The 14,367-nt window shown below is 63.8% G+C and carries 14 protein-coding genes; 7 read left to right on the top strand and 7 right to left on the bottom strand.

Annotation, left to right across the window (positions count from 1 at the left end; genetic code table 11):
• Positions 1–9 precede the first annotated feature (9 nt).
• The 3 genes from ACO07D_RS09180 to ACO07D_RS09170 are packed head-to-tail and all read right to left on the bottom strand — an operon-like array spanning position 10 to position 4,883.
• Complete coding sequence (locus ACO07D_RS09180; RefSeq protein WP_421702645.1) at positions 10–1,365, bottom strand: M48 family metallopeptidase; 1,356 nt, start codon at positions 1,363–1,365, stop codon at positions 10–12.
• A complete protein-coding gene (locus ACO07D_RS09175) occupies positions 1,362–2,549 on the bottom strand; it encodes a YjgN family protein (protein ID WP_421702644.1) in 1,188 nt (395 codons plus the stop codon). The genes ACO07D_RS09180 and ACO07D_RS09175 overlap by 4 nt, the downstream gene beginning before the upstream one ends.
• 3 nt (positions 2,550–2,552) lie before the next feature.
• Positions 2,553–4,883: a DNA topoisomerase IV subunit A gene (locus tag ACO07D_RS09170; RefSeq protein WP_421702643.1), complete on the bottom strand. Its 2,331-nt coding sequence runs from the start codon at positions 4,881–4,883 to the stop codon at positions 2,553–2,555.
• A gap of 119 nt (positions 4,884–5,002) precedes the next feature.
• Here ACO07D_RS09170 and ACO07D_RS09165 point away from each other — a divergent pair, with 119 nt between their 5' ends.
• The 4 genes from ACO07D_RS09165 to ACO07D_RS09150 all read left to right on the top strand — a co-directional run bounded on the left by ACO07D_RS09165 (position 5,003) and on the right by ACO07D_RS09150 (position 7,030).
• Entirely contained in the window at positions 5,003–5,287 is a 285-nt protein-coding gene (locus tag ACO07D_RS09165; protein ID WP_421702642.1) for a hypothetical protein, read from the top strand.
• A 51-nt stretch (positions 5,288–5,338) separates the two neighbouring features.
• Positions 5,339–6,172, top strand: coding sequence for an SDR family NAD(P)-dependent oxidoreductase (locus tag ACO07D_RS09160; protein ID WP_421702641.1), 834 nt, complete (start codon positions 5,339–5,341; stop codon positions 6,170–6,172).
• Positions 6,173–6,234: 62 nt separating this feature from the next.
• Positions 6,235–6,438, top strand: a complete 204-nt coding sequence (locus ACO07D_RS09155; protein WP_421702640.1) for a twin transmembrane helix small protein — start codon at positions 6,235–6,237, stop codon at positions 6,436–6,438.
• 1 nt (position 6,439) lies between these two features.
• A complete protein-coding gene (locus ACO07D_RS09150) occupies positions 6,440–7,030 on the top strand; it encodes a cob(I)yrinic acid a,c-diamide adenosyltransferase (protein WP_421702639.1) in 591 nt (196 codons plus the stop codon).
• 196 nt (positions 7,031–7,226) lie between these two features.
• Here ACO07D_RS09150 and ACO07D_RS09145 read toward each other — a convergent pair whose 3' ends face one another.
• Positions 7,227–7,709 carry a GyrI-like domain-containing protein gene (locus ACO07D_RS09145; protein WP_421702638.1) on the bottom strand — a complete coding sequence of 161 codons (483 nt, stop codon included), beginning with the start codon at positions 7,707–7,709 and terminating at the stop codon, positions 7,227–7,229.
• Positions 7,709–8,080 (bottom strand): VOC family protein, encoded by a 372-nt coding sequence (locus ACO07D_RS09140; RefSeq protein WP_421702637.1) that lies wholly within the window; start codon positions 8,078–8,080, stop codon positions 7,709–7,711. The genes ACO07D_RS09145 and ACO07D_RS09140 overlap by 1 nt, the downstream gene beginning before the upstream one ends.
• 164 nt (positions 8,081–8,244) lie before the next feature.
• On the opposite strand from ACO07D_RS09140, the gene ACO07D_RS09135 reads away from it, so the two are divergent.
• Together ACO07D_RS09135 and ACO07D_RS09130 are read left to right on the top strand one after the other, a co-directional pair.
• The gene (locus tag ACO07D_RS09135; protein ID WP_421702636.1) at positions 8,245–9,003 is read left to right on the top strand and encodes an electron transfer flavoprotein subunit beta/FixA family protein; all 759 of its coding nucleotides are present in this window, start codon (positions 8,245–8,247) and stop codon (positions 9,001–9,003) included.
• Positions 9,003–9,929, top strand: coding sequence for an electron transfer flavoprotein subunit alpha/FixB family protein (locus ACO07D_RS09130; RefSeq protein WP_421702635.1), 927 nt, complete (start codon positions 9,003–9,005; stop codon positions 9,927–9,929). The genes ACO07D_RS09135 and ACO07D_RS09130 overlap by 1 nt, the downstream gene beginning before the upstream one ends.
• A gap of 141 nt (positions 9,930–10,070) precedes the next feature.
• Here the strand turns inward: ACO07D_RS09130 and ACO07D_RS09125 are convergent, their stop codons facing one another.
• On the bottom strand, positions 10,071–10,898 hold the full coding sequence (locus tag ACO07D_RS09125) for a DUF6473 family protein (RefSeq protein ID WP_421702634.1): 828 nt from the start codon (positions 10,896–10,898) through the stop codon (positions 10,071–10,073).
• Between the two features lie 161 nt (positions 10,899–11,059).
• On the opposite strand from ACO07D_RS09125, the gene ACO07D_RS09120 reads away from it, so the two are divergent.
• Positions 11,060–11,935, top strand: a complete 876-nt coding sequence (locus ACO07D_RS09120; protein ID WP_421705017.1) for a 3-hydroxybutyryl-CoA dehydrogenase — start codon at positions 11,060–11,062, stop codon at positions 11,933–11,935.
• Between the two features lie 15 nt (positions 11,936–11,950).
• Here the strand turns inward: ACO07D_RS09120 and ACO07D_RS09115 are convergent, their stop codons facing one another.
• On the bottom strand, positions 11,951–14,344 hold the full coding sequence (locus tag ACO07D_RS09115) for a methyl-accepting chemotaxis protein (RefSeq protein WP_421702633.1): 2,394 nt from the start codon (positions 14,342–14,344) through the stop codon (positions 11,951–11,953).
• Positions 14,345–14,367 lie beyond the last annotated feature (23 nt).

The following is a 14,367-nucleotide window of genomic DNA, read 5'->3' as shown; positions in this document are numbered from 1 at the left end:
TCCCGCTGATCACTTCTTCGATCCACCCTCGGCGCCATTGCCCGTTTGCGCGCCGCTATCGACAGGTGCCCCCTCGGCCTGGCCCTTGCCCCCTTTGTCGGGGGCTTCACCGGCCCCCTCAAGGATCTCGCCGATCTCGCGCCCGATCTCTTCGAAGGTTCGACGCGGGGCATCACCGCAAATCCCACGCAGAGCTTGCCAGTCACTGTCCGAAATCACCGGCGTCGCGGTAATCCCGGCCACCGCTTCGGCCTCCAACGCCGCCTGGATGCGTTCCTCATGCGTGGGGTGGGAGGCGAAATGGGCGACGATCCCTTCGGCATCGCCATATTTCTCGCGCAAGCGTTCGAACATGTGGCCCAGGGCGGCCGGGTTGACCTCGGCATTGGTCAGCACCTCATGGGCGAACTCATCCGCGCGGGCCTCGGCCGCCTGGGAGTAATTCGCGTTGATCAGGCTCTGCGCCATCATCAGGACCACGGTGCCGCCTGCAAAATCACCAAACAGCAGGCCCAGAACCCCGATCGAACCCGCCGTGCGCAGCGCGCCGCGGGTGGGGTCGCGGTGGGCGACATGGCCGATTTCATGAGCCAGTACGGCGGCAACCTCATCCGGGCTTTCGGCCTCTTCGATCAGTCCCCGGAACAGGATCACATGCCCGCCCGGCAGGGCGAAGGCGTTGACCATCTCGTGGTCCAACACGTGGAGTTGCAAGGGATAGGGCAGGTCCTCTTCCGCATTCAGCCTGGTGCGCATGGCCTGCAGCGCCGCATCGCCCTCGGGGCTGGAACAGGCGGGCAGCGGGGTGGTGCCGAACTCGTTCAGCGCCACGCGGATCTGGTTCAACGTCGCATCGCCCAGCGCCTTTTCCCCCTCGGGCGGCAGCAGGGTCGCCAGCTGCGTGGCCAGCACCGGCACCAGGCCGAAGATGATCAGCGCGACCGAGGCCACGGCGGCCACCGACCATTTCATCAGGCGACCCAGGTTCTCGGCCGGCGGGCGGCGTTCCAGATTGGGCGCAATGTGGCGGATATGGGCCACGATCTCGGGCCCGCGCAGCATCAGCCGGGCAGGATCCTTGCCCTCGAGCCGCAGCACGATAGAGGCCTTCGCCCCCGCCTGATCCTTCAGCGCGCGCAGATCCTCCAGCGGCCAGTCCAACCGGCTGCCATCGGGCAGGGTCAAGCGCAGCCGGTCCGGGCGGGTGCCGCCCTTGGGCGTGGCCAGGCCAACCTCAACCCGCTGCCAGCGCGCATCGTTGCCATCCACATACCAGGCAAACAGCCGGTTGCGGTCGGGCGGTTCGGGCCTGGGCGGCTCGGACGGCGGCGGGGGCGGCGGTTCGGGCAGGATGATCTCGCTCATAGCGCGGCCCCCACATCCAGGGCGTCGGCAAAGCCTTCGGCCTCGGCAAACTCATCCCTCGCGCGCTGGTCGATCGCGCCCAGCGCCTCGGGGTTCAGCAAAGCGGTTTCCTCGGCGAAATGTTTGATCAGCGGCAGGGTGAAAAACACCTGACGCAGCACGGACCATGTCAGGAAGATCGAGAAATAGCCCACTATGCCGACCAGGATCTGAACCCAGGCGGGTTGGCGGGCCAACTGGGTCTCCAGATCCCAGGAGCCGCCACCGCCGATCACACCAACCCCGAACAGGGCCATCACGATCGCAAAGAGAAACCCAACCAGCAGCGCCGTCATGCACAGCTGGATCAGAAGCCCGCCAAGCATCCAGATGCCGAAGATCCGGCCACTCCGCGGGCTTGACTGAAACTTGAGACCGTCCAGACGTTTGCCCTCGGCCAGGATGCGGAAGCTTCCGGCCTGCCAATAGGCCAGGCCATAGACACCCCAGGGCAGACCAATGATCAGGTAGAACAGAACGGAACTCATGCCATTCGCCACGCCAATTGCCATGAGCACCGCAAAGATCACACCATTCCACAGCAGGTGCTTCATCGCCGGATAGAGGTCCTTCCAGCTGCCCGTCTGTTCGAACCGGGCCGACCCGAAATGTGTGCGGTCCACGCGGTATTTCTCAAGCCGGAAGGCCTTGAGCGGGTAAAGCAGCCCCAGCGACACGATCGCCAGCGCCCAGTAAAGCGCTGCGCGCCAGGCATAGCCCCAGGCACCGGGTTCCAGCCCGAAGCGAATGCCGCGCCAGCGGGTGCGGGCCAGGATATAGCGTCGCGCGCGATATTGGGCGAAGAAGATGATCGGCAGCACGCCGACGAAGCTCAGCGCATAGGCCGTGATATTGCCCTGGAATAGCGAGAAGCTGACAAACATCAGGATCAGGTTCACGACCCCGATATAGAAGGCCATGATCACCACCGCGACCAGGAAGCCCAGCAGTTTCTCCAGCGGCTGACCGGTGTATTCCAGCGGCGCGCCACCGGGGCGGATCGCGCTCCAGTAATAGCGCCTGAGCCGGGTCTTCATCCAGAACCGGTAGAAGCCGAGCGTGAGAACCGTCAGCACACTCGTCTTCAGGGCCAGTCGGAACAGTGCCCCCTTTTCACCGACATATTCCGTTGCAAGGGGGGTCATCTGTTACTCGAACTTGTTGTTGCGCGGAAATCCGTAGGGCGGCGCCTTGCCCACGCCCGCACGTTTGCCGATCCAGGGCGACATGTCCACCTCTGTCCGGGTGCGATCGCCGGCGGCGGGCCAGCTGAGCCCCTCTTCGAGGTTGAAGGTCTTGGCGTCGGCCAGACCACCGTCCAGTTCCAGCACCCCCTGTTTGCCGCGCGCCGAGTTGTATTTCTGCAGGCGCACACCCTTGCCGCGGCCCATTTCGGGCAGCTCGGACACCGGGAAGACCAGCATCTTGCGGTTTTCCGACATGATTGCCACGTGATCGCCGGTGATCGGCACGCAGAGCTTGGCGGTATCGTCGCCCACGTTCAGCACCTGTTTGCCGGTGCGTGTCTGCGCCAGCAGATCGCTTTCCGCCACCACAAAGCCGTTGCCCGCATTCGACGCGACCAGGCGCTTTTGCCCGGCGGTGTGAATGAAGAGATCGACGATCTCCGCCTCGTTGGGCAGGTCCACCATCAGGCGCAGGGGTTCGCCCATGCCGCGCCCGCCGGGCAGGTTCGCCGCCGAAAGCGTATAGAATCGCCCGGTCGAGGCGAACACCAGCAGCTTGTCGGTGGTTTCCGCGTGGAAGATGAAGCGCGGGCCGTCGCCGTCCTTGAACTTCAACTCGCGGGTCAGGTCGATATGGCCCGACATGGCGCGGATCCAACCCATTTGCGAGCAGACCACGGTGATCGGTTCGCGTTCGATCATCGCCTCCAGCGGCACCTCTTCAGCCTCGGCGGCCTCGGCGAATTGCGTACGCCGCGCGCCGCCTTCCCAATCCTTGCCGAACTTCTTCTTGGCCTCTTTCAACTGGTCGGCAATGCGGGTCCATTGCAGGTCTTCGCTGGCCAAGAGGTCCTCGATCTCAGCCCGCTCGCGCATCAGCTCTTCCTGCTCGCGCTTCAGCTCCATTTCCTCAAGCCGACGCAAGCTGCGCAGGCGCATGTTGAGGATGGCCTCGGCCTGGACCTCGGTCAGCTCACCTTCACCCGGGGCCGGGCTGCGGTAATCGGCTTCCGAAGTGGCGCGGGCATGAGTCAGCCCCCAATCCTCGCGCATCAGAGCCGCCTTGGGATCGTCGTCATAGCGAATGATGTCGATCACACGGTCCAGGTTCAGGAAGGCGATGATGAACCCTTCCAGCACTTCCAAACGCTTGTCGATCTTGCCCAAACGGTGGCGCGAGCGGCGGCCCAGCACATCGCGGCGGAAGTCGAGGAAGGCGCGCAGCACTTCCTTCATCGAACAGACCTTCGGCGTGACCCCGTCGATCAGCACGTTCATGTTCAGGCTGAACCGCGTTTCCAGGTCCGAGTTGCGGAACATCATGTTCATCAGAAGCTCGGGATCGACGTTCTTCGACTTCGGCTCCAGCACCAGGCGGATGTCATCGGCCGATTCGTCGCGCACATCGCCCAGGATCGGGATCTTCTTGAGCTGGATCACCTCGGCGATCTTTTCGATCAGCTTCGATTTCTGCACCTGGTAGGGGATTTCCGTGACCACGATCTGCCATTGGCCGCGGCCCAGATCCTCGACCTCCCATTTGCAGCGCAGGCGGAAGCTGCCCCGGCCCGTGGCATAGGCCTTGGCGATGTTTTCCTTGGGTTCGACAATGATGCCGCCGGTGGGGAAATCCGGACCGGGCACATAGTTCAAAAGCGTGTCGTCACGCGCGTCCGGGGTCTTGATCAGATGCAGGCAAGCGTCGATCAGCTCGACGATATTATGCGGCGGAATATTGGTCGCCATGCCCACGGCGATGCCCGCCGCGCCATTGGCCAGAAGGGTCGGAAACTCGGTCGGCAGCACCACCGGCTCGGTCAGGCGACCGTCATAGTTGTCGCGAAAATCGACCGCGTTTTCGTCCAGACCCTGCAACATCGCCTCGGCGATGAAGGTCATGCGCGCTTCGGTGTAGCGCGAGGCGGCCGGGTTGTCGCCGTCGATATTGCCGAAGTTGCCCTGGCCGTCGACCAGCGGGTAGCGCACCGCGAAATCCTGCGCCAGACGCGCCATGGCGTCATAGATCGCCGCATCGCCGTGGGGGTGGAAATCCCCCATCGTATCACCGGAAATCTTCGCCGATTTCAGGAACTTGCCGTTCGAGGCCAGTTTCAGCCGATTCATCGCGTAAAGGATGCGCCGGTGTACCGGTTTCAACCCGTCGCGCGCGTCCGGCAGGGCCCGGTGCATGATCGTCGACAGGGCATAGGTCAGGTATCGATCGCCAATCGCACGGCGCAGGGGCTCGGCGGTTTCGCGGATGTGGTCGTTGTTATCGCTGCTCTCACTCATGGGGGCGTTTTACCGGGCCGCGCGGGGCCGAACAAGCGGGCGCGGGAAAACATCGCGCCTTTTTCCCCGCAACGTCGCCCGGCGTCCCCGGGTAAATTCCTCTCAGTGAGGGAGTATCCATGCGTATCATTCGACTGACAGCTTTGACCATGGGGGGCCTGACGGCCGCCATGATGTACTTTGGCCGCGACGAGGGGTTGGGCGCGGACCGGATCGGCCGCGAACCTGAGCCCGTGGTGGCCACGGTCTTGCCAGACCCGACACCCGCGGCAGAACCGGTCGAACAGATCGCCGCAGAGCCCAGCAGCCGGCGCATTCCGCCTGCCCGCGTGCTGACCCGCCTGTCGGTGATGGAACCCCTGCCCGGCAGCGCCGAGGCCTTTCCCCTGACCGCCCGCCCGTAACCCTTGCCCACCGGGCTTGCCCATGGGCCCGGCCTGTCATAGGTCAACCCCATGACACAGCGCAGCCTTTTGATCACCGGATGCTCCTCGGGCATCGGATATGACGCCGCCCATGGCATGGCGAAACGCGGCTGGCGCGTCTTTGCCACCGCGCGCAAACAGGCGGATGTCGACCGGCTGGGCGAAGAGGGGCTGGAGGCGCTGCGGCTGGACTATACCGACCATGATAGCATGGGCGCCGCCCTGGACGAGGTTCTGACGCGCACCGGCGGCACGCTGGACGCGCTGTTCAACAATGGCGCCTTCGGCCTGCCCGGCGCGGCCGAGGACCTGCCGACGGACGGGCTGCGTTCGATCTTCGAGACCAACGTCTTTGGCGTGCACGAACTGACCCGCCGGGTGATTCCCGTGATGCGCAAGCAGGGTCACGGGCGCATCGTGCAGAATTCGTCCGTGCTGGGCTTTACCACCTACAAATGGCGCTCGGCCTATGTGGCGACGAAATACGCGCTGGAGGGGCTGACGGACACGCTGCGCATCGAGATGCGCGACACGCCGATCAAGGTGATCCTGATCCAGCCCGGCCCGATCCCCACCCGCATCCGGGAAAACTCGCGCCCCCATTTCGAACGCTGGATCGACTGGGAGAACTCGGCCCGCCGCGAGCAATACAAGGACACGCTGCTGAAACGGCTCTATGACGAGAAGCTCGGCCCCGATCCGTTCGAACTGCCCGCCTCGGCGGTGACCGAGAAACTGATCCACGCGCTGGAAAGCCCGCGCCCGCGGGCGAAGTACTTCGTCACCAAGGCCACCTGGATTGCCGCCATGGGCAAGCGTTTCCTGCCGACCTGGGCGATGGATGCGCTGATCGACCGCAGCTGAGCTTTGCAAATCCATCCGCCCGCGCTATCACGGCGGTCAAGAAACGCGCGAAAGGACCGGACATGTTCCAGGACCCCCTCTTCATCCTCGTCGTCATCGCCGTCCTGGCGGTGCTGGTGATCCTCATGCTCGGCATCGGCACCTTCGGCGCCGGCGGCGAGCTCGCGCGCAAGCATTCAAACCGGATGATGCGGTATCGCGTGATCGCCCAGGCCATCGCCATCGCCGTCATCCTCTTGTTCATCTACATGCGTGGAGGCTCCTGACATGGTCGTTCTGAACCGGATTTACACCCGCAAGGGGGACAAGGGCGAAACCTCGCTCTCTGACGGCTCGCGAGTCGCCAAACACTCGCTGCGCGTCGACGCCTACGGCAATGTCGACGAGACCAACGCGACCATCGGTCTGGCACGTCTGCACTGCGCTGCCGAAGGGCAGGACGCGATGGACGAAGCCCTGGGGCGGATCCAGAACGACCTCTTTGACGTGGGTGCGGACCTGTCGCGACCCAATATCGACAAGGACGGTGAGGCCAAGTTCACACCGCTGCGCACCTTCGCCAGCCAGGTCGAGCGGCTGGAGGCCGAGATCGACGAGATGAACGAGAAGCTCGCCCCACTGACCAGCTTTACCCTGCCCGGCGGCACCCCGCTGGCCGCCCATCTGCACCTGGTGCGCACCGTCTCGCGCCGGGCTGAACGCATGGCCACCCAGCTGGCCGAGGCCGAACCGGGCGACGTAAACCCCGAGGCGGTGAAATACCTCAACCGCCTGTCCGACTGGGCCTTCGTCGCCTCGCGCATTGCCAATGGCAACGGCGAGACGGACGTGTTGTGGGTTCCGGGCGCGAACCGCTGAAAGCGTCTGGACGCTGAGCAGGCCGGGCCACGCCCGACCCTGGGTGGGCGTTTCGAAACCGGATTTAGGCGCGGTACAGGCCCAGAATCGCTGACGTTTAAGCATGACGAGACGCTGCAAGACGCCCTCCCGTGGGGAGGGTCGGGCGTGGCCCGGCCTGCGGCCGTGCCGATTTCGAAGCCTCGCTTGCGCTTTCTCAGCCCTTCACCGGCACCCAAATCTCATAGCGCATGACCATGCCCGCCTCGTCCGAGGCATCGCAATCCGGGTCCTCCGGATAGCATTCGAACACCGGTCCTTCGGCCAGCTCCACACCCGCCCCCGGCATCCAGTCATTGAAGATCGCCTCGAACAACTGCGGGATTTCCATCACCGGGCCGCGATGCCGGAACACCGCGTAGCGCCCGGCCACGGTGCCGATGCGGCAGGCCCCTTCCGGCACTGCACCGTTGCCCGTCACCTCAACGGCCACGGCGTAGTCGAACCCTTCCGGCGCCGAATTGTAGGAAATGCCGAACAAAGCCCCGCACAGCCCATGTTCGGGGCAGAACTGCGCCTGGAAGAACCGTTCGTAAAGCGCCGGGATCTTGCCCACGGTGTCCTTCGTGAACCGGTCGGACAGGCCGACGAAACAGCGCGCGGGGGCGTCGACGAATTCGGGACTGGGCAGGGCGACCATCACGCATCCCCCTCCGGCTGCCACAGCTCGATCGGGTTGCCCTCGGGATCGTGGATGCGGGCAAAGGCGCCGATGCCCTCCATCTCAACCTCATCCTCGACCTGCACCCCTTGGTCGCGCAGCTGCGCCACCATCGCCGCCAGGTCGGCGACACGGAAGTTCAGCATGAACTGCTTGTTTGGATCGCCAAAGTAATCCGTATCTTCGGGAAAGGGCGCAAATACGGTCGCACCGCCTCCCGTTTGCCAGGGCTGTTCCTCGACCGAGGTCGGCACCGGGTTGATGCCCAGATGTTTCTCATACCAGGCCGCCAGCAGCCCGGGGTTGGCCGCCCGAAAGAAAAATCCGCCGAATCCCTGCACCTTTTGCATGCCTGCACTCCTTGTTCGCGCTACCAATTTCCGCCGAAGACGCGAAACGCGACGTCGCGGCGCAATTTCCTGTCGATTTTGCCCTGTTTTCCGACGGGATGAAACGCTAAACGAGACGGGAGAGCATGACCGCCCCTCGGGGCAAAACTGGGAGAGATCCGCAAATGAAGGTACTTGTGCCTGTCAAGCGCGTGATCGACTACAACGTGAAGGTTCGCGTCAAAGCGGACGGAAGCGGCGTCGATCTTGCCAACGTTAAAATGTCGATGAACCCCTTTGACGAGATCGCCGTCGAAGAGGCCATCCGCCTGAAGGAAGCCGGCAAGGCCGACGAGGTCGTCGTCGTCTCGATCGGCGTCAAGCAGGCCCAGGAAACCCTGCGCACCGCGCTGGCCATGGGCGCCGACCGCGCCATCCTGGTCAACGCCGCCGATGACGTGCACACCGACATCGAGCCGCTGGCCGTCGCCAAGATCCTGGCGAAGGTCGTCGAAGAAGAGCAGCCGGGCATCGTTCTGGCCGGCAAGCAGGCGATCGACAACGACATGAACGCCACCGGCCAGATGCTGTCGGCGCTGCTGGGCTGGTCCCAGGGCACCTTCGCCTCCGAGCTGGACATCGACGGCGACAAGGCCGTTGTGACCCGCGAAGTGGACGGCGGCCTGCAGACCATCAAGGTGAACATGCCCGCCATCATCACCGTCGACCTGCGCCTGAACGAGCCGCGCTACGCTTCGCTGCCCAACATCATGAAAGCGAAGAAAAAGCCGCTGGACGAGAAAACCGCCGCCGACTACGGCGTCGACGTCACCCCGCGCCTGGAAATCGTCTCGACCACCGAGCCGGAAGCCCGTGCCGCCGGCATCATCGTCGGTTCGGTTGACGAGCTGGTCTCGAAACTCAAAGAAGCGGGGGCTGTGTAATGGCTGTTCTTCTTCTCGCCGAAGTCAACAACGGTGAACTGGCGCTGGACGCCACCGCCAAGGCTGTTGCCGCCGCGAAATCGCTGGGCGACGTGACCGTTCTGGCCGCTGGCGCCTCGGCTGCTGCCGCGGGCGAAGCCGCCGCCAAGATCGACGGTGTCGCCAAGGTGCTGGTCGCCGAGGACGCCTCGCTGGGTCACCGCCTGGCCGAACCCACCGCCGCGCTGATCGTGTCGCTGGCCGGTGACTATTCGCACATCGTGGCGCCTGCGACCACCGACGCCAAGAACGTCATGCCGCGCGTCGCCGCGCTGCTGGATGTCATGGTGATCTCGGACGCCACCGCCGTGGTCGACGCCGACACGTTCGAGCGCCCGATCTACGCGGGCAACGCAATCCAGACCGTCAAGTCCTCGGATGCCAAGAAGGTCGTGACCTTCCGCACCGCGTCGTTCGACGCCGCCGGTGAAGGTGGCGCGGCCGCCGTGGAAACCATCGGTGCTGCAGACAACCCCGGCCTGTCCGAATGGGTTGAAGACAAGGTCGCCGAATCGGATCGCCCCGAACTGACCTCGGCTGGCGTGGTCGTGTCGGGTGGTCGTGGCGTGGGCTCGGAAGAGGACTTCGCGCTGATCGAGAAACTGGCCGACAAGCTGGGCGCCGCCGTCGGTGCCTCGCGCGCTGCCGTCGACTCGGGCTATGCGCCCAACGACTGGCAGGTGGGTCAGACCGGCAAGGTCGTCGCCCCCGAGCTCTACATCGCCGTGGGCATCTCGGGTGCGATCCAGCACCTCGCCGGCATGAAGGACTCCAAGGTCATCGTCGCGATCAACAAGGACGAAGAAGCGCCGATCTTCCAGGTCGCCGACTTCGGCCTGGTCGCCGACCTGTTCGACGCCGTCCCGGCCATGACCGACGCGCTGTAATCACAGCCACACGGAACGCGAAAGGCCCGCCAACCGGCGGGCCTTTCCTTTTGCCGTGGAGGCAACCGCCCCCCTACTCTCTACACGGACACTCGCACTGGCACTCATACGCAGGCACTCGTTACCGGGTCACTCTTCCGATTACAGATGCGGGCGCAGGGCTGCTTCCAACGCCTCAGCCACTCGAGCATGAGCCACAGCGCCCAGCATGCCGCGCGCGGCGGGCTCCTCCAGGTCGGTGTACACCATGCCCTCACGCCCCGCCTCGATCTCGGCCTGGTTCACATCGACCTCAACCACGCCGGTGACGAAGGGCCTGAGTTCGTTGATCATCTCCTCCCCCACAAACAGGGGGTCCGAGCCATCAATCGAGCAGCTCGCGCAGCCTTCCGGCGCGTGATCGGCCATCCACAACAGCACGATCTTGCCCTCGATCTTCGAGATCAGCGTCTTCATGCGCGCCACCCACGCCTCCTTCAGCTCCTGCTCGACCATGGCGAACTTGTCGGGGCTGGCCTGATGCAGGCTGGTCAGCAGGTGGCGCGTGAAGTTGAACTCGGTAAAATCCACCTCGCGATAGATCGTCTTCAGCAGGTTCGAGGCACGCAGGAACCGGTCATTGCGCCGCGGATGCACCGCGTAGAAACGGTTCGACATGTTCTGCGCACCGGTCAGCTGCACCACCGTCACGGCCGCCTTGCTGGCCGCATCCAGGATCGTCTGGTCGTTGACGAAGACGTCGATCCCGGCATTCACGCAGCCGAAATTCACCACCGGATGGTCCAGCGCATCCTCGGCCAGCTGCGCAAAGGGTTTCTCGATGAATTTGCCATAGGTCTCGGTGCCACCCAGCATTGCGACATATGGTCCGTCGAGCTTGCGCTTCGGTCCGCGGAACAGCAGTTTGGATTTCCCGTATCTGCACGGATAATAATCAAGGGCCCCTTCGCCCAGGTTTTCATAGGCCATAACCACCCACTCCTTAAATTTCACCCAAGGAAGAGATTCGCAGGGAAAGCTTGAGAAAGCGCTAAATTTACAAATCGTTCTGCTTTCCTAACCCCCGCTTAACCCTTGCGCCCATGCCGCACTGCCGCATAGGGTGTGGGCAGATGACGAAAGGGAAATTCATGGCGATCGAAACGGTTGGTGTTGTCGGGGCAGGTCAGATGGGCAACGGCATTGCACATGTTCTGGCGCTTGCGGGGTATGAGGTTCTGCTGAACGACATCAGCCAGGACAGCCTGGACGGGGCCGTCGCGCGCATTGCCAAGAACCTGGATCGCCAGGTTTCGCGCGAAAAGATCAGCGCAGCCGAACGTGACGCAGCCCTGGGCCGCATCCGCACCACGTTGACCCTGACCGACCTCGGCCCGACCGATCTGGTAATCGAGGCCGCGACGGAACGCGAGACGGTGAAACAGGCCATCTTCGAGGACCTGATCCCGCATCTGAAACCCGAGACGATCCTGACCTCGAACACCTCGTCGATCTCGATCACCCGCCTGGCCTCGCGCACCGACCGGCCGGAGAAGTTCATGGGCTTCCACTTCATGAATCCGGTGCCCGTGATGCAGCTGGTCGAGTTGATCCGCGGCATTGCCACGGACGAGGCGACCTACAAGTCCTGCCTGGCCGTGGTCGAAAACCTGAACAAGACCGCTGCCTCGGCCGAGGATTTCCCCGCCTTCATCGTCAACCGTATCCTGATGCCGATGATCAACGAGGCGGTCTATACGCTCTATGAGGGCGTGGGCAACGTGAACTCGATCGACCAGTCGATGAAACTGGGGGCAAACCACCCGATGGGCCCGCTGGAGCTGGCCGATTTCATCGGGCTCGACACCTGTCTCGCGATCATGAACGTGCTGCATGACGGGCTGGCCGATACCAAATACCGGCCCTGCCCGCTGCTGACCAAATATGTCGAGGCCGGCTGGCTGGGGCGCAAGACCGGGCGCGGGTTCTACGACTATCGCGGCGACACGCCGGTGCCGACGCGATAACGGCCACGCCGCGAATCAGGCCACCTGGTTTTCGGCGGGCCAAGTGTCCGCCACCTCGCCAAGCTGGAAGCCTGCGATCACCTTGGCCAGGCTTTCGGTCTCGCTGCGCAGCGCCGCGCTGGAGGCGCTGGCCTCCTCGAACATGGCGGCGTTCTGTTGCGTAACCTGGTCCAATTCACTTGCCGCGATGCTCAACTCACGCACGCCGTTGGACTGCTCGGTTGCGGTCTGGGCGATCTCGCCGATCCGGGTGGCAATTCCGGAGACGGCGCCATTGATCGACTTCAGCGCGTCACCGGTCTGATCCGCCAATTCGACACCCCGTACCACCTGTTCCTCGCTGTTGCGCACCAGCTCGGTGATCTCGCGCGCTGCATCGGCGGAACGCGCCGCCAGATCACGAACTTCCGAAGCCACCACCGCAAACCCACGGCCAGCCTCACCGGCACGGGCGGCTTCAACCCCGGCGTTCAGCGCCAGAAGGTTGGTCTGGAAGGTGATATCGTCGATCAGCCGGATTGCCGCGCCGATCGCGGTCGAGCTCTGCTGGATCTCGCGAATGGCCGCAATGGTGGTGTCCACCAGCTCGTTGCTGGTTGACACTTCCTTGCAGACATCGGAGGCATCCCGGTTCGCCTGATCCGCCACTTCGGCGGTCGAACTGACGGTCTGCGACAGGCTCTTCAGCGCCGCTGTCGTTTCCTCGAGCGTCGCCGCAGAGCGTTCGGTGCGCACCGCCAGGTCCTGCGCGGCAGAGGCAATTTCCTGTGTCGTTCCGTTGATCATGTCACTGGACTGGCCGACCCGGGAGAAGCTGGAGGCCAGACTGTGCACCGAATGGTTGATCTGGTCCTGGATCCGCGCAAACGCGCCCTGGAACTCGGCATTCATGCGGTAGCCCAAATTGCCATGGGCAATGGTTTCCATCGCGATATGGATTTGGCCAAGGGCCTCATCTACGATCTCGCAGACCTGGTTGATGCCGACGCAGATATCGCCCAGCACCCCCTCCTTGCCCTCAAGCGACAGGCGCTGGTCGAATTCACCACGGGCACAGGCCGCCACCATGCTGGAAATCTCCTGCGCCACGGCCCGGTCTCGTGCCTGGGCCTCTTCAGCCCGCTGAGCGGCCGCGCGCTGCGCCTCGGCCTCGCGCTGCGCCTCTTCGGTCTGACGCAGTTGCTCCGCCTCTTCGGCCTGTTTGCGCGCCGCCGCCTCGGCCTGTTCGCGGGCCGCCATCTCGCGATTGTCCAGGCTGTTCTGCCGGAACACTTCCAGCGCCGCGGTCACCTCGCCGAACTCGTTCCTGCTGGGGGCTGGCAAGGTCACATCAAGATTGCCCTCGGACAGCTCCCGCGCCGCCGTGACGACTGCGCCGAAACCGGTGCGGATCGAACGGGCGATCACCGTCGACACACCCAGTGCCAGCAGGCCCGCAACGACAATCAGGCCGATTTCGATATTTTGCAGGCGCACCGCTTCGGCGCGGATGGCAACCAGCATGCCGCGCAGATCCTCGCCCAGGCGATCCTCTAGCCCCTTGAGAAGGTTGATCTTCTGGGTCTGGGTGGTGAAAAACTCTTCCCCGGTATAGCCGCCAAGATTGCCCGCGACACCGCGTGTCAGCGCTTGCGCACGCATGACGTCCACCTTCATCGACGGTTCGGATTGCAGAATCTCGGCAAACTGGGCCTTTTGCGCCTCCGTCGCCAGTCCGTTGAAACTGGAATAGTAGCTTTCCTGAGCGCTGATCAGCCCCTGGAAGCGCAGGATCTCACGCAGTTCGAAATAGCCGCGCGTGTACCCAAGGCTACCGAGCGCCCTTTCGATCCCGGCCCGTTCCTTGCCCTGAAGGAAATTGTACATCGCCAGGGTTGCGTTCGACACCTCGCGCTGGACGCTGAGTTCGGCGACCAACTGTACCAACTCAAGCATCTGCGCGTTCAACGCGGTATAGAAGCCGATTGCCTCAGGGACCTCGATCGACAGCGCGTCCACCTGTTTGCGGATATCCGGCAGCCTATCAAGCTTGGCGATCGCCGCCTCGATCCGCGCCGAGAGCCGCGGGTCGAGGTTCTGCGTGCCCACCTCGTCCAGATAGGCCCGAAAAAGGGCATGGCGCGCATCCGATTCCCGCCGCTGCGCCGCCAGTTCGGACGAAAATTTCTCGCCATCGCTGCCAAGGAAGACCGCAGTCGCGCCGCGTTCCTTCTGCTGTTCATGCACCGCATTGGAGACCAGGATGGCAGGTTGGACCATACGATCCAGCGCATCAAGCCCGGCAACTGTGCGGTTCTGTTCCAGAATCTGCAGCGTCGCCAATATCGCGGCAACCACGAACGGTATCAAGGGCACCAGAAGAATGGCCCGGGAAACCTTGATGTCCTTGACTGAGAATCTGAAGTTCATCGCACTACACTCACTTTGCCGCC

It is taken from the genome of Aliiroseovarius sp. (assembly GCF_965228805.1).
GTDB lineage: Bacteria > Pseudomonadota > Alphaproteobacteria > Rhodobacterales > Rhodobacteraceae > JASBTN01.
Note: the sequence above shows the minus strand (reverse complement) of the source record. Positions and strands in the feature narration are given on the sequence as shown.

What these genes read in the sequence shown, in the direction of transcription:
- ACO07D_RS09180 (WP_421702645.1), bottom strand. Translation starts at nt 1,365, where the DNA reads ATGAGCGAGATCATCCTGCCCGAACCGCCGCCCCCGCCGCCGTCCGAG.
- ACO07D_RS09160 (WP_421702641.1), top strand. Translation starts at nt 5,339, where the DNA reads ATGACACAGCGCAGCCTTTTGATCACCGGATGCTCCTCGGGCATCGGA.
- ACO07D_RS09170 (WP_421702643.1), bottom strand. Translation starts at nt 4,883, where the DNA reads ATGAGTGAGAGCAGCGATAACAACGACCACATCCGCGAAACCGCCGAG.
- ACO07D_RS09135 (WP_421702636.1), top strand. Translation starts at nt 8,245, where the DNA reads ATGAAGGTACTTGTGCCTGTCAAGCGCGTGATCGACTACAACGTGAAG.
- ACO07D_RS09120 (WP_421705017.1), top strand. Translation starts at nt 11,060, where the DNA reads ATGGCGATCGAAACGGTTGGTGTTGTCGGGGCAGGTCAGATGGGCAAC.
- ACO07D_RS09175 (WP_421702644.1), bottom strand. Translation starts at nt 2,549, where the DNA reads ATGACCCCCCTTGCAACGGAATATGTCGGTGAAAAGGGGGCACTGTTC.
- ACO07D_RS09165 (WP_421702642.1), top strand. Translation starts at nt 5,003, where the DNA reads ATGCGTATCATTCGACTGACAGCTTTGACCATGGGGGGCCTGACGGCC.
- ACO07D_RS09145 (WP_421702638.1), bottom strand. Translation starts at nt 7,709, where the DNA reads ATGGTCGCCCTGCCCAGTCCCGAATTCGTCGACGCCCCCGCGCGCTGT.
- ACO07D_RS09155 (WP_421702640.1), top strand. Translation starts at nt 6,235, where the DNA reads ATGTTCCAGGACCCCCTCTTCATCCTCGTCGTCATCGCCGTCCTGGCG.
- ACO07D_RS09115 (WP_421702633.1), bottom strand. Translation starts at nt 14,344, where the DNA reads ATGAACTTCAGATTCTCAGTCAAGGACATCAAGGTTTCCCGGGCCATT.
- ACO07D_RS09125 (WP_421702634.1), bottom strand. Translation starts at nt 10,898, where the DNA reads ATGGCCTATGAAAACCTGGGCGAAGGGGCCCTTGATTATTATCCGTGC.
- ACO07D_RS09130 (WP_421702635.1), top strand. Translation starts at nt 9,003, where the DNA reads ATGGCTGTTCTTCTTCTCGCCGAAGTCAACAACGGTGAACTGGCGCTG.
- ACO07D_RS09140 (WP_421702637.1), bottom strand. Translation starts at nt 8,080, where the DNA reads ATGCAAAAGGTGCAGGGATTCGGCGGATTTTTCTTTCGGGCGGCCAAC.
- ACO07D_RS09150 (WP_421702639.1), top strand. Translation starts at nt 6,440, where the DNA reads ATGGTCGTTCTGAACCGGATTTACACCCGCAAGGGGGACAAGGGCGAA.